This window comes from Phyllobacterium endophyticum, assembly GCF_003010935.1.
Classification (GTDB): Bacteria; Pseudomonadota; Alphaproteobacteria; order Rhizobiales; family Rhizobiaceae; genus Phyllobacterium; species Phyllobacterium endophyticum.
In genome coordinates, this window is the sequence record NZ_PGGN01000002.1 from 284,710 (window position 1) to 297,921 (window position 13,212).

The window sequence follows — 13,212 nt, forward strand, 5'->3', positions numbered from 1 at the left end:
CAATTTCGCGTTCCGTTGCAGATGGGTAACAGAGGCCGTTTGCCGTGAAAAGCCGCGCGTTTCTGGCTGTTTTCTGTTCCTGCTTCACGAATATTCCTCGCTTTTCAGCCGCGAGATCGCAGATCGGAACGTTTTCAGCCTGAAGTAATCTTCCAACCGCGACCCTGCGACCAAAGTCGTATTGCGCGCCGGCGATCCTCGGTTACTGTTACGTATTGGTAATACATTTTTCGATTCTGCGATTTTTTAAACTATATTTCGGGGGAGATTTTGATGACGAAAGCTATTTCAACGATTCTGGGGAGCGCGCTGGTTCTTTCAGGACTCGCGGGCGCAGCCCAGGCGGGAGGGCTTGAGCGCGGCGGTTATGAGTGGGATCTGCTTTTCGATACGCAGCGTTTCGCCACCGAGGCTGGCGTGGCCTATGTCATGCCGGAGCGGAAATTCAGGAACGTCAAGGATATCAATCCGGCGGATGGTCTGGGTGCCGATGGCAAGGGCGGCGGTGCCAACTCGGTCAAAGGGACCGCAAGCTTCGCGATTTACAATTTCGGTGCAAAAGTCGGGCTCACTCCGGACGCGGACTGTCTTGCGAGCTACAGCCAGCCTTGGGGTGTTCATTCAAAGCCTGGTGCAAACTGGGTGGGCGCTCAGGACGAAATAGAGAAGAAGGTCAATAGCCATGATTACGGCCTGACCTGCTCTTACAAGTTCGACGTTGGCAAGGGACAGCTTCGAGCCATCGGCGGTGTTTCTTATCAGGAAATATCAGGTTTCAAGGAAGGCCTCGGTCTCTCGCCAAATGTTTTCAAATCCCTTGATCCCCGCTTGGCGCGTTTTCCCGGTGACGGAACCGGTCGCCTCGCGCTGGAAGGCGATGGCGTGGGCTGGCGTGTCGGTGCAGCCTATGAAATACCGGAAATCGCACTTCGGGCAAGCCTGATCTATAATGCGGCGGTCGACTACGATCTCAACGGCACTTATGATCTGACCAAAATTCCCGCACTGGATCCTGTCAACAAGCCATTGCTGGGTCGGCTCACGGATGTTTATGGTTCGACAACGCTGCCGCAATCGGTTGAACTGAAGCTTCAGAGTGGTATCGCTCCGGGCTGGCTGGCTTTCGGCTCGGTCAAATGGGTTGATTGGAGCGTGCTTGATATCGTGACATTCTGCCCGGTTTCCACGAAAGGCGTCGTCGCATGCGGGCCCAGATCGCCTGCCTTGGCCGATTCACTCGAATTGATGTACCAGGACGGCTGGACTGTATCCGGCGGTATCGGCCACAAGTTCAACGATCAGTGGAGCGGCGCGGTTCAATTGGCCTGGGACCGTGGGACGACGACGGGCATCTCCGCTCAGACGGACACATGGACATTGTCAAGTGGTGTCGCATACTCGCCGAACAAGGATTTCGAGGTGCGTCTTGGCGGTGCTGTGGGCCTGATGACGTCCGGATCTGCCGGCCCGGTGGATTGTCCCAATACTGCAGGCAAATGCGGCACCGGCATTACTTATGATTTCGGCAACGATATCGTGACCGCCGTTTCCATCTCTGGCAAGTTCAAGTTCTGATTGCATAAGCCTCCCAAGGTTGAAGAGAGCCCGGCCTGGTGCCGGGCTCTCTTGTCCATGCTCCATCTTGAATGAAAATCTTATGGATTGCCGTGGTATCCGAACTCGTAAGCTCCAGGGCGCAAGGCCGAAGGGAGTCATTTTGTTGCGGCTTGCACCGGAAAATCTCGCGATTTCGGGCATATCCAGCGGGACGTGAGGCCTTCAGCCTCGGCTTTGTCGAACAGCCCGGTTTAACGAGACACCGGGGGTCGGGTTTTTTCGCCCTCCCGAGTTCACACAATATCGGCTGGCGGGCGCAAACCGATCAGTATCCATCCGACCTGCCTTTGCACGCGACCTGCGGCGGCCATCAATTTTTGTGACGATTTAGCAACACTGCGGAGTGATGATCGTCTAGGGGCCGGGCGAGGGCTGAATTTGCCCATTTTGCGCCACAAACCCGGAGCAACTCGAAAGGGCGGCAACCTTGGATGGTTGGATACATCGAGTAACGGTACAGATGTTCCGCTTGGGGATATGATGGACACGATACTTGTTTCATTGGAAAACACCTGGAGCCACAGGGTCATAACCTGCTTCCACCTTACCGTTGCGCCATCAAGCAGATCCTGTTCTTTCGACACGCCCCTGCATTGCGGTTCTGGCCGTACTAAAGCCGGAATGCGGTCAAATGTTTGCTGGAATGGCATGCAAGCTTTTGACTTCCCGTTGTCAGCTGCCGCGAAAGGGCGGCCCGGCGGGAGGGCCATGACCGTTTGCAAGGCGCGCGGACACGCTGCGACACATGCGATCAGGGCAAAGGATGAGAATAGTCATGCTTATTGCTGATCGTTTTTATGGTCCGATTACCGGGTTCGTCCTGTTGATGAGCGCGATGACGATGCCTTGTTTTGCCTTCGATACGCAAAATGAGGTCAAGGAAGACTCAAGCCCGTTCGCGCTCTTCAAGTTCGGTTTTTCCGCCTACAAGAACGGCCACAAGGATGAGGCGGTGAAAGCGTTGCGCTTTGCGGCCGAAAAGGGTCATCAAGGCGCCAACTGGAAGCTTGCACGAATGTATGCGGAAGGCGACGGCGTCAAGGAAGACGACTACCAGGCCTACAAGATGTTCGAACAGGTGATCCACGAAGGCGCCGAACAGGGCACCGAGAATGTAAGCTATGTCGCCGACGCGCTGGTGGCGCTTGCGGGTTATGTCAAACGCGGTATCCCCAATTCGCCCATCAATTCAAACCCTGGCGCAGCGCGTGATCTCTACCTGCAGGCAGCATCGAATTTCGGCGATCCGGACGCGCAGTTCGAGCTCGGCAAGATGCTTATGAAAGGCGAGGGCGGACAGCCCAGCCCGAACCAGGCGGCGCGCTGGTTCCGCCTCTCGGCCCAGAAGGGCCATCCGGGCGCTCAGGCCATGCTCGGCAATCTGCTGTTTCAGGCTGGCAAGACGGTTCGCGGTCTGGCGATGATGACGGCGGCGCTCGAACATGCATCAGGCAAGGACCGCATCTGGATCCGCGACATCCAGGAGCAGGCATACTCGATCTCGGACGAGGCCGACCGCCGCACAGCGATCGCACTCGCGGAAGACATCGTCAAGACCGGCGATTTTTGAGTGGAACAGCTGCCGGCGAGAGCTGCCGGCAGCTATTGGAGTCGAACCAAGATCAGACCATTTGGTTGTAGGTCAGGAAAACGTCAGTTGTGCTCGGCTTGCCATTTTCCATGTGCCCGGCATAACGCCGCAGAAAAAGGTCGTCGGCATGACCTACCGCATCCGCGAATTCAACCGATACGTCGTACCATCCATCAAGAGTAATGATTTCAAGTTCAATCGTCTCCTTTTTCATTGTGGTCGGCAGGGGCACGAGATAATAAAGCCATTGTTTCTTGCCGTTATCGGTTACTATCTTGGCGTATTTGGTAGTAACCTTCAGGAAATTGTTCTTCCATTGCCCCTCGACGTTGATCTTCAATCGGATGCCGCGAAAATTTCCGTATTTAGTGGTTATAAGCTTATCTCTCATGTCTTCGACGGCTATATCGATGCAATCGTCGACCATAGTCCGACAGCCACCCTTGGCCTGGAACAGATAGCCATTGGGCCCATGGACGGAATATCCGTATTGAAAGTTGTAGGTGCGTAACACCGCCTTCAGCGGTTCGCCGGTCACAACGGTGTAGCGGGTCGGTGCCTTCCTTTGTGTTACGGTAGGGGTAAAATAAGCCACTTCGTCAAATATATAGAAACAGACACCCGCCTTGCCTCTGTTGATCAGATCAATTGTGAATGCGCTTTTCGCCGTGTCTTTCATATTGCTGATGCGGCTGGCGTTCACACTAAAATCATAGGGAATTGGCCGCGCCTTGCGTGTTCCTGTCGCGCGATTTGATGTTTCGTGTTTGAACAAGTGATGTGGATTTTCGACTTTCGGCAGATTTGTCCGGTTGTCGGCGGGCACTTTCGGTGGCGCTCCCGCTTTTTTCGGGCCTCGAATCTCAAAGCTTTTGTGGATGAGGTCTTTGTTCAGGAGTTCCGTGCTTCTCACATCTGGATTGGCGAAATCAAATGCGGAGGTCAGATCACCTGCAACCGCACGCCGCCAGGCACTGATATTGGTTTCCTTGATGCCAAAGCGCGCTTCGAGGAATTGCAGCACGGATGTGTGATCGAAAACCTGGGAACAAACCCAGCCGCCCTTTGACCAGGGTGAGATGACCAGGCAGGGCACGCGTGGTCCAAAGCCAATGGGATGATCCTTGCAGATAATGGGATCACGTTGAATTTCGTGGGTAAGCCCCTTTTTTAACGAGGGTGACACTTTGCCATCGGCATCCGTGACCGGCGGCATCGGTGGTACGATATGGTCGAAGAACCCGTCATTTTCATCGTAATTGATAATGAACACGGTTTTGCTCCAGACATCCGGATATTCAACCAGGGTGCTTAGCACTTTGTTGATGTAGTAGGCACCATGCGTGGGTGCGTTGCCGCCTGTGTGCTCCGAATAGAGTTCCGGCGGAACGATCCACGATATATTCGGTAATTTGCCGTCTCTCACATCGGCGTGAAATTCTTCCAAGGTTCGGTTGACAGCGCCGTATTTCGTCAGATTGCCCAATTTGTCATAATTGACATCGGTCTTTTCCTTGTAGCGCCCGTATTTGTCGGGTGCGAAACATTTCCCAGCGGACCAGTAGCAGCCCTTCACCGGATCGTTACGATAGGCTTTGAAATACTCAAGGCTGTTGTCGCCATAATTATCGGTTGCTTTTGAAGCCGGATCACCTGTCCCGCCTTGGTAAACGCGCCAGCTCACCTTCCGGTTTGTGTCCTGCTGCTTGGCATTATACGCTTCGATCCTTTCAGGATAAGTCTTCCATCCGCAGCCGGTACCGGCTTCCGGTCCAAGCAGACCAACCAAACCTTTCTCGTAAGCATCTTTGCCGCCTTTCAATACAGCCGGATCGGAAGCCGTTCCAGAGAAAAGGTGCAGCCGGTTCGGATTGGTATTGCCATGGACGGACGAGAAATAGTGATCACAAATCGTGAATGAATTGGCCAGAGCCCGGTGGTAGCTCACGTCCTGATGTTTGAGATAGCCCATGACGAGAACATCAAGCTTGGCTTCTATCCAGTTATCGTAGCTGCCGTCGCTCCACGCCTGTATCCCTGAATGAACCAGATGACACGTCGAACGGATCACTTCCCCGGTTTGTGCGTAGTTGATATGAAATGGGGCAACCGTGCCGGTGCTGGTGGCGACCCCGCATGTCAGATCGATGTTGAGCTTTGTAACGTCTTGTACGGCTTTTGAAGCATCCTGAAGGATTTTCAGGCCACCGTAGCTCGGGTAGGGCTGGAACCAGATCGGAAGGTCGTGGCCCCCCCACAATTTGACGGGACGCGTATCCGTGTAGCCGCGCACGCCATTATAGGTGCCGAAATAATGGTCGAAGGAGCGGTTTTCCTGCATCAGGATCACCACATGCTCGACATCTTCTATCGTGCCTTTGGCCCTGTTGGGTTCAATCGCGAGAGCCTGGGCGATAGCCGGTGGCATCCTGCTGAGGCCTGCCGTGCCCGCAGCCGTGACACCCATCATTTTCATAAATCTACGCCGGTCGAATTCACTCATAATTCTCGTGCCCTAAAAAGGTAGAAGGCGCTGAAGGCGCTAAAAAACTAAGCCGCCGGAAACAGGCGGGGTATCGGTCAAAAAAAGTGTTTGGAAAAGGATTTCCGCTGCACACAAACAATTTAGTGACAGGTAGAAGGCGAAAGAACCCCGGTCAATTCACCGAAGGTCTAAGGTAAATCGTCATAAATCTGTTGAGATCAAACGATGGAAATGGCCACCGGAACGTGATCCGATGGCTTTTCCCAGGCGCGGACATGCTTTTCGATACTGGCGGATTCGAGCATGTTCGCCGCTTCCGGGGACAGCATCAGGTGATCGATGCGGATGCCGTTGTTCTTTTGCCAGGCGCCTGCCTGATAATCCCAAAACGTATAGACATCGCCCTTGTCGGTGACGCTGCGAACCGCATCGGTGAAGCCGAGGTTTTCCAGGCGCCTGAAGGATTGACGTGTCGCCGGCTGAAAAAGGGCATCATTGACCCAGACCTCGGGCACTTTCGCGTCGATAGGCTCCGGGATGACGTTGTAGTCACCGGCCAGGATGAGCGGTTCTTCAAGCGCCAAGCGCTCTTCCGCCCAGCGCTCCAGCCGCGCCATCCAGCCTATCTTATATGGAAACTTTTCCGTGTTGATCGGATTTCCGTTGGGCAGATAGAGCGAAACAACGCGCAGTGCGCCTTTCTCGGTGGAGAAGACGGCTTCGATGAAGCGGGCGTGATCGTCTGCATCGTCGCCGGGGAGACCGCGATTGACCTCGTCGGGAGACTGCTTCGATAGAATCGCGACGCCGTTGAAGCCCTTCTGGCCATTCGTCTCGACGTGATAGCCGAGCGCTTCAAGTTCAAAGCGCGGGAAGCCTTCATCCACGGACTTGATTTCCTGGAGGCAGACGATATCCGGGTTGGATTCCTGCAGCCAGGTCGTCAGTACTTCAATGCGGGCTTTGACGCCGTTGATGTTCCAGGTGACGATTTTCATGGGCTTGCGCTCTGGTTGCAACGGCGGACAATTATAGGCGATCAAACGGAGAAGCTTGTCCCGCAGCCGCAGGAAGAGGTGGCGTTCGGGTTGCGGATCTGGAAGGACTGGCCCATCAGATCATCGACAAAATCGATTTCGGAGCCGCCAATATAGGGCAGGGATATCTGATCGATCAGAACCCGGGCGCCCAGTTTCTCGATGACGATGTCATCGGCTTCCTCTACGTCGACCAGGTCATATTTATAAGAGAAACCCGAGCACCCGCCGCCTTCGACGGAAATGCGCAATGCAGTCTTTTCGGGGTCGGACTGGAGTATCGCCGAGATGCGCTTTGCGGCGGCGTCGGAGACGGAAACATTGGCAACTTCGGTCATTGTTCAAAAGGTCCTTGCGAATTACTCCGCCACTCTCATAAAGGCGTTCGACATTGAAATGTCACGCCTTGCCGTTCATCATACACCATAGCTAGGAATTGGCGACTGGGAAGTCAACGTCGCGAGTGGATGCTTATAAGATGTGCGTGGTTCGACAAGCTCACCATGAGGGAGGACGGTGCAGGGAAGCCAGGACCTGCAATGTTGGCGATTGTCATTGCAGCAACCCACCTCCGTCATGGTGAGCTTGTCGAACCACGCACATGGTCATGCAATCCGGCGCTAAGCGCGAACGAAGGAACAGTCGAACATGTCCATGCAGGGTATCGGATTCGGTTACAGGGAGAGGGCACCATACGCCTCTGATCCCGCGAAAAGCCGTGGAAGGCTTGTGCCGGAAAGCGAAAGCCCGACGCGCACGGTATTCCAGCGTGATCGCGACCGTATCATCCATTCGACGGCGTTCCGGCGGCTGAAGCACAAGACGCAGGTGTTCATTGCGCATGAGGGCGATCACTACCGCACGCGGCTGACGCATACGATCGAAGTGGCGCAGATCGCCCGGGCACTGGCCCGTTCCATGCGGCTCGACGAGGACCTCGCCGAAGCGATTGCCCTGGTGCATGATTTCGGCCACACGCCTTTCGGTCATACGGGTGAGGATGCGCTCAACGAAAAGATGCGCAACTTCGGCGGCTTCGACCATAACGCGCAATCCCTGCGTATCGTGACCAGTCTTGAAAAGCGCTATGCCGAGTTCGACGGGCTCAATCTGACATGGGAAACTCTGGAGGGATTGGTCAAGCATAATGGCCCGCTAACGGATAGCCATGGCGATGGTTTGAAGCAGCAGGTACCGGCTGCCATCCTCGAATATAGTGCGCAGCACGACCTGGAACTCGCGCGCTTTGCCTCGCTGGAGGCGCAATGTGCCGCAATTGCCGACGATATCGCCTACAACGCCCATGACATAGACGATGGGCTGCGTTCGGGTCTGCTGACGCTCGATGCGCTGGAAGCCGTGCCGATAACAGGGAATATCCTGGGGGCTGTCCGGCAGAAATATCCGCATCTCGACGATGTTCGAACGGCGCACGAAATTGTTCGCCGGCAGATCACGCTCATGGTCGAGGATGTTATCAGAAGCGCACAGGCCAATCTGGAAGAGCTGCAGCCTGGGACAATCGACGATATCCATGACGCGGGGCGGACATTGATCGGATTTTCTGCGCCGCTGCGCGAACAGGAAAAACGTCTCAAGGCTTTTCTCTACAAGAACCTTTATTTTCACGACAGCGTCATGCGGGTTCGGAAATCCGCCGACAGGATCGTGAAAGACCTGTTCGACGCCTATATCGCGGACGATCAGTGCATGCCCCAGGGCTGGCGGGAGACAGAAAACCGGGGTGACCTGCGCGCTCGGGCGCGGCTGGTGGCTGATTTTCTCAGCGGCATGACCGATACCTATGCTGTGCGCGAGCATCGACGGTTGTTTGACGACACGCCCGATTTGGCCTAGAGACCCTCTGCAAATCCACCCCGATGGCCATCTGATGCGATTTTCTGCGCTCCGGTTCTCGAAAACCACACCAGACTGCCTCATCGGGCTGAATTTTCAAATGGTCTCTGAAGGCGAGCGCAACGTCGGCAAATAGCCGGTAATTTTATACAAACCCCGAATGAGTATGACGTCATGAACATCTTCGCCGATTTCGACGCGCGGATTAAGAACGCCCTGCAAGCGCTTGATTTAAAAACCACAGATGGTTCTGCAGTGGATTTGTCCCGCGTGGGCGTCGAGCCCCCGCGCGATCCCAGCCACGGGGATATCGCCACCAATGCGGCGATGGTACTCTCCAGGGCGGTCGGCCAGAACCCGCGCGAACTCGCCGTCAAGATTGGCGATGCGCTGAAGAACGACCCCGATGTCGGCTCTGTTGATGTCGCAGGGCCGGGTTTCATCAATCTGCGGCTCAAGGATGTCTACTGGCACCGGCAACTCGCCGTGATGCTCGGCGCTGGCGTCGATTATGGACGCTCGAAGCTCGGCTACGGACATCGGGTCAACGTCGAATATGTGTCGGCCAATCCGACCGGCCCCATGCATGTCGGTCATTGCCGGGGTGCGGTGGTCGGCGATGCGCTCGCCAACCTGCTCAAATTTGCAGGTTATGACGTGGCCAAGGAGTATTACATAAACGATGCGGGCGCACAGATCGATGTGCTGGCAAGCTCTGTGATGTTGCGTTACCGCGAGGCGCTGGGTGAGCAGATCGGCGATATTCCTGCCGGGCTCTATCCTGGCGATTATCTCGTACCCGTGGGGCAGGCACTTGCCGCCGAGCATGGGACGAGGCTCCTGGAGATGCCGGAAGACGAGGCGATGGCTATCGTCAAGGAGCGGACGATCGACGCAATGATGGCTATGATCCGCGACGACCTCGCGTCGCTCAATGTCCATCATGACGTATTCTTTTCAGAACGGACGCTGCACGCCAACAATGCCAAGCTGATCCGGTCTGCGATCAACGATCTGACACTGAAAGGTCACGTCTACAAGGGCAAACTGCCGCCGCCCAAGGGGCAATTACCCGAAGATTGGGAAGATCGGGAGCAGACGCTGTTCCGGTCGACCGATGTGGGCGACGATATCGACCGGCCATTGGTGAAATCGGATGGCCAGTTCACCTATTTTGCCGCCGATGTTGCCTATTTCAAGGACAAGTACGACCGGCATTTCGACGAGATGATCTATGTGCTCGGCGCAGACCATGGCGGTTACGTCAAACGGCTCGAGTCCCTGGCGCGTGCAGTATCAGGCGGTACGGCGAAGTTGACCGTTCTGATATGCCAACTCGTCAAGCTCTACCGGAACGGCGAACCCGTGCGGATGTCGAAGCGCTCTGGCGAGTTCGTCACCTTGCGCGACGTCGTGGAAGAGGTTGGACGCGATCCCGTCCGGTTCATGATGCTGTACCGGAAGAACGACGCGCCGCTCGATTTCGACTTTGCCAAGGTGACCGAACATTCCAAGGACAATCCTGTTTTCTACGTTCAGTATGCCTCGGCCAGATGCCACTCGGTTTTCCGGCAGGCAATGGAACAGCTCGGTATCGGCGAAGTCCAGCTCGCGGCGAGCGCACAGCATTTCGATCTACTGACGGATGAGAGTGAAATCGCGCTCATCCGCAAGCTTGCGGAATACCCGCGACTGATCGAAACAGCAGCCTTGCATCAGGAGCCGCACAGGCTTGCTTTTTACCTCTACGATCTTGCAAGTTCGCTTCATACGCAGTGGAACAAGGGAACCGAAAACCCGGACTTACGTTTTATTAAGGTTAACGATCCAAACTTGTCCCAAGCCAGGCTAGGGCTGGTGCAGGTTGTTTCGAAGGTCTTGACGTCCGGATTGTCTATTATTGGTGCGGACGCCCCGACTGAAATGCGTTAGTAAACGCTGAAAAGCGTAGCAATCCTGTCAACTTTTGCCCACATTGCGCTGGTAGGGCCAATGCGGCGACGATTCCGGTCGTCCCACAGTTGAGAGTACAGGATTAACGCTATGGCGGACAACTATCTTCAGCGTTCTCACCGGCAGGATGATTCGCGACAAGGTCATGACGACCCTCTAATGGAGCTTTCCCGTATCATGGGAACGCTTGAAGAAGAAAGGGCGTCTTCCGAGTCGGGCGATGATTTTGCCATGGATCTCGAACGCGAACTGATGGGCGGCCTCGATGAGTCCGTTGAGTTACGGTCCGCCGACACAGAGACACAAGACGACGATTTTGCGGCTCGGGATTTCCAGGAATCCATCGAGCGTGAATTGTCGGCAAATGGTTCGCGTGTGGATCCCGACCGGGTTTCGAGCGTGCCACTGGCAGCCTATGAGGAACCGGACTACGCGGATTATGAGCCGGACCCAATCTATGCCGACAGCGAAGTTGGCGAGGGTGCTCCGGTGGAGTCTGTCGCCGCCCCCTATGAGGAGCGTGCCGTCGCTGCACCATCTCTCAGCCTTGAAGATGAACTTGAGAATCTGCTGGCAGGAGCGGCGCAGCCGGCGGTGCAACGCTCTGCACACGCTTCCTGGGGTTATGGATCCCAGACGCAGGTTCCGGGGAGGACAGAGATTGCTCCCACGATCAGCCGGACCACGCCATACCAGCAGGTAGCACCGCAAGCGGTCGTCGACCAGGTACCCGAGCCCGAGCCTGTCGCCTACGACATTGCCGGCGAGCAGGTTCTGGACTCGGCAGATGAGGATTTCGATACTGACGAACTGATGACGGCATTCGATGATTTCGACGTCGCGGCGGATCAGGACGAAGAGAGCGAACCTGTTGCAGAAGCCGACCCGGTTTTTCCACTGTATCAAACCGTCGAACAATCGTCGGCGCCGGTTCACGAACCCATCGCCGTGCCCGTGGCCGCACCGATTGCAAGTGCGCCGCAATTGCCGGAAGTTCATGCACTCAGCGACTATGCCGATGAACTCGACCGTGCCGTGTCATCGTTCAGCGCCGCGCCGGACGTTCATACGGTTTCCGTGTCGGAAAATCGCGTGGACTATACAGAATCGCTCGACCTTCCTGTGGTCAATTATGAAGACGACGTACCGCAGCACAACGGTTTAGGTGAACTCGAGAACGAATTCGCCGAGGTATTCGGCTCCATCGAGGAAGATCCACGCGGCGTCTATGCAGCGGAAGAAGCTGCGAAGCCGGCGTCAGAAGATGACGAATACGCCGAGATTTTCGCGGATGTGTTCGGCAACCAGGCAGATGGTGCCACGCACAATCCTGCCGGTCATGCGGTAGCGGCTGGAGCGACTGCAGCCGGGATGGGCGCTGCCCGTGCGCAGCAGAATCGCACTGCAATGTCCGCCTACGGTCCCGAGGACGACGATCTGGACTTTGCCTATGACCCGCGCCGGGATGAGGTCGACATGGCCGCATCGTCCCAGGTTCAGGCGGAGCAGGCGGTGCGCCGTCGCAGCAGTCTCTTTGTTCCAGGTGTTGCCGCGGCAGTCGTGCTGCTCGCCGTCGCCGGTGCTGTCGCCTATAAATGGACCGGCGGATCGAATGGCGAACCCGTGGTCATCATGGCCGATAAAACGCCGATCAAGGTGCAGCCCGAGACTGCCTCCACGGCCGCTGTTCCAAACCAGGACAAGGCTGTTTATGACAAGAGCGCGACGACCGCTCCGGAGGCGCCGAAGCAGGATCAACTCGTGACCACGCGGGAAGATCCGATCGATCTTCCATCCGACGAGGACGAAGCCCTTTCTGCCATCGATGCGCCAGACGCTGATGCGCCTGTTGCAGACGACAAGGTGGAGGCCCGTATCGATCCGGCAAACGAAGACGCGAGTGCAGATACAGCCGACGCAGCCCCGAACAATGCCATTGCACCGCGCAAGGTGCAGACAATGGTCGTCAAGCCTGACGGCACGATGGTCGCCTCCATCCCAGCGCCGGCCGACCCCGTCAGCGCCGGCCCCGCCGCTGCTCCAGCGGATCGTCCTGCGCAGGCTGATCCGGTCGGTGCGCTGCCATCAGCAATGGGCAATGACGAGATCGGCGACTTGATGCAGGACGATCAGACGGCGGCTCCCGTCCACACTGCCGGGCTGGCTCCAGCGCCTGCAGCACCTGTTGCCACTGAGGCCAAACCGGCACCTGCTGCCGGTAAACTGCCGCCGAAACCTGTTGCAACCAAGAAAATCACCCCCGAGACGGTTGCTTCCGTTACGCCTCGAAACATTCCGGTAGTGGAATCGCGTCCAGCAGATCAACCAATCGATATTGTTGACCGCGTTCCGCCAAAGAATGCGGGCCAGCAGGTCGCTTCTGCAGCCCCGGCAGCGGGCAGTTATCTGATCCAGATTGCTTCGCAGCCAAATGTCGAAGGCGCACAGAAGACCTACGCCTCGCTCTCGCAGAAGTATGCCGGCGTAATCGGGGGGCGGGGTGTCGATATCAAGCAGGCCGAAATCGCAGGCAAGGGCACATTCTTCCGTGTCCGCATCCCGGCAGGCTCCAAGAGCGACGCAAACGCCCTTTGCGCCAAGTATAAGACCGCCGGTGGAAGCTGCTTCGTGACGCAGTAATCAACCGTACAGCCGCACCGAAAGGCTCCGCC

8 protein-coding genes are annotated in these 13,212 nt (G+C 56.4%); 5 read left to right on the forward strand and 3 right to left on the reverse strand.

Annotation, left to right across the window (positions count from 1 at the left end; translation table 11 throughout):
- The first annotated feature begins 273 nt into the window (after positions 1-273).
- Both CU100_RS09280 and CU100_RS09285 read left to right on the forward strand, forming a co-directional pair.
- A complete protein-coding gene (locus CU100_RS09280; protein WP_106716321.1) occupies positions 274-1,575 on the forward strand; it encodes an OmpP1/FadL family transporter in 1,302 nt (433 codons plus the stop codon).
- Positions 1,576-2,392: 817 nt separating this feature from the next.
- A complete protein-coding gene (locus CU100_RS09285; protein ID WP_106716322.1) occupies positions 2,393-3,187 on the forward strand; it encodes a tetratricopeptide repeat protein in 795 nt (264 codons plus the stop codon).
- Positions 3,188-3,239: 52 nt separating this feature from the next.
- Here CU100_RS09285 and CU100_RS09290 read toward each other — a convergent pair whose 3' ends face one another.
- From CU100_RS09290 to erpA, 3 genes are all read right to left on the reverse strand, one after another.
- Positions 3,240-5,684 carry a phosphocholine-specific phospholipase C gene (locus CU100_RS09290; protein ID WP_170113786.1) on the reverse strand — a complete coding sequence of 815 codons (2,445 nt, stop codon included), beginning with the start codon at positions 5,682-5,684 and terminating at the stop codon, positions 3,240-3,242.
- Between the two features lie 227 nt (positions 5,685-5,911).
- Positions 5,912-6,691 carry an exodeoxyribonuclease III gene (gene xth, locus CU100_RS09295; protein WP_106716324.1) on the reverse strand — a complete coding sequence of 260 codons (780 nt, stop codon included), beginning with the start codon at positions 6,689-6,691 and terminating at the stop codon, positions 5,912-5,914.
- 41 nt (positions 6,692-6,732) lie between these two features.
- Positions 6,733-7,068: an iron-sulfur cluster insertion protein ErpA gene (gene erpA / locus CU100_RS09300; protein WP_106716325.1), complete on the reverse strand. Its 336-nt coding sequence runs from the start codon at positions 7,066-7,068 to the stop codon at positions 6,733-6,735.
- 310 nt (positions 7,069-7,378) lie between these two features.
- On the opposite strand from erpA, the gene CU100_RS09305 reads away from it, so the two are divergent.
- The 3 genes from CU100_RS09305 (at position 7,379) to CU100_RS09315 (ending at position 13,180) form a co-directional block, all read left to right on the forward strand.
- Positions 7,379-8,587 carry a deoxyguanosinetriphosphate triphosphohydrolase gene (locus tag CU100_RS09305; RefSeq protein ID WP_106716326.1) on the forward strand — a complete coding sequence of 403 codons (1,209 nt, stop codon included), beginning with the start codon at positions 7,379-7,381 and terminating at the stop codon, positions 8,585-8,587.
- A gap of 174 nt (positions 8,588-8,761) precedes the next feature.
- A complete protein-coding gene (gene argS / locus CU100_RS09310; protein ID WP_106716327.1) occupies positions 8,762-10,519 on the forward strand; it encodes an arginine--tRNA ligase in 1,758 nt (585 codons plus the stop codon).
- Positions 10,520-10,630: 111 nt separating this feature from the next.
- Positions 10,631-13,180, forward strand: coding sequence for an SPOR domain-containing protein (locus CU100_RS09315; protein WP_106716328.1), 2,550 nt, complete (start codon positions 10,631-10,633; stop codon positions 13,178-13,180).
- Positions 13,181-13,212 lie beyond the last annotated feature (32 nt).

Coding starts and splice junctions, on each gene's coding strand:
- CU100_RS09280 (WP_106716321.1), top strand. CDS start 274: ATGACGAAAGCTATTTCAACGATTCTGGGGAGCGCGCTGGTTCTTTCA.
- CU100_RS09285 (WP_106716322.1), top strand. CDS start 2,393: ATGCTTATTGCTGATCGTTTTTATGGTCCGATTACCGGGTTCGTCCTG.
- CU100_RS09290 (WP_170113786.1), bottom strand. CDS start 5,684: ATGAAAATGATGGGTGTCACGGCTGCGGGCACGGCAGGCCTCAGCAGG.
- xth (WP_106716324.1), bottom strand. CDS start 6,691: ATGAAAATCGTCACCTGGAACATCAACGGCGTCAAAGCCCGCATTGAA.
- erpA (WP_106716325.1), bottom strand. CDS start 7,068: ATGACCGAAGTTGCCAATGTTTCCGTCTCCGACGCCGCCGCAAAGCGC.
- CU100_RS09305 (WP_106716326.1), top strand. CDS start 7,379: ATGTCCATGCAGGGTATCGGATTCGGTTACAGGGAGAGGGCACCATAC.
- argS (WP_106716327.1), top strand. CDS start 8,762: ATGAACATCTTCGCCGATTTCGACGCGCGGATTAAGAACGCCCTGCAA.
- CU100_RS09315 (WP_106716328.1), top strand. CDS start 10,631: ATGGCGGACAACTATCTTCAGCGTTCTCACCGGCAGGATGATTCGCGA.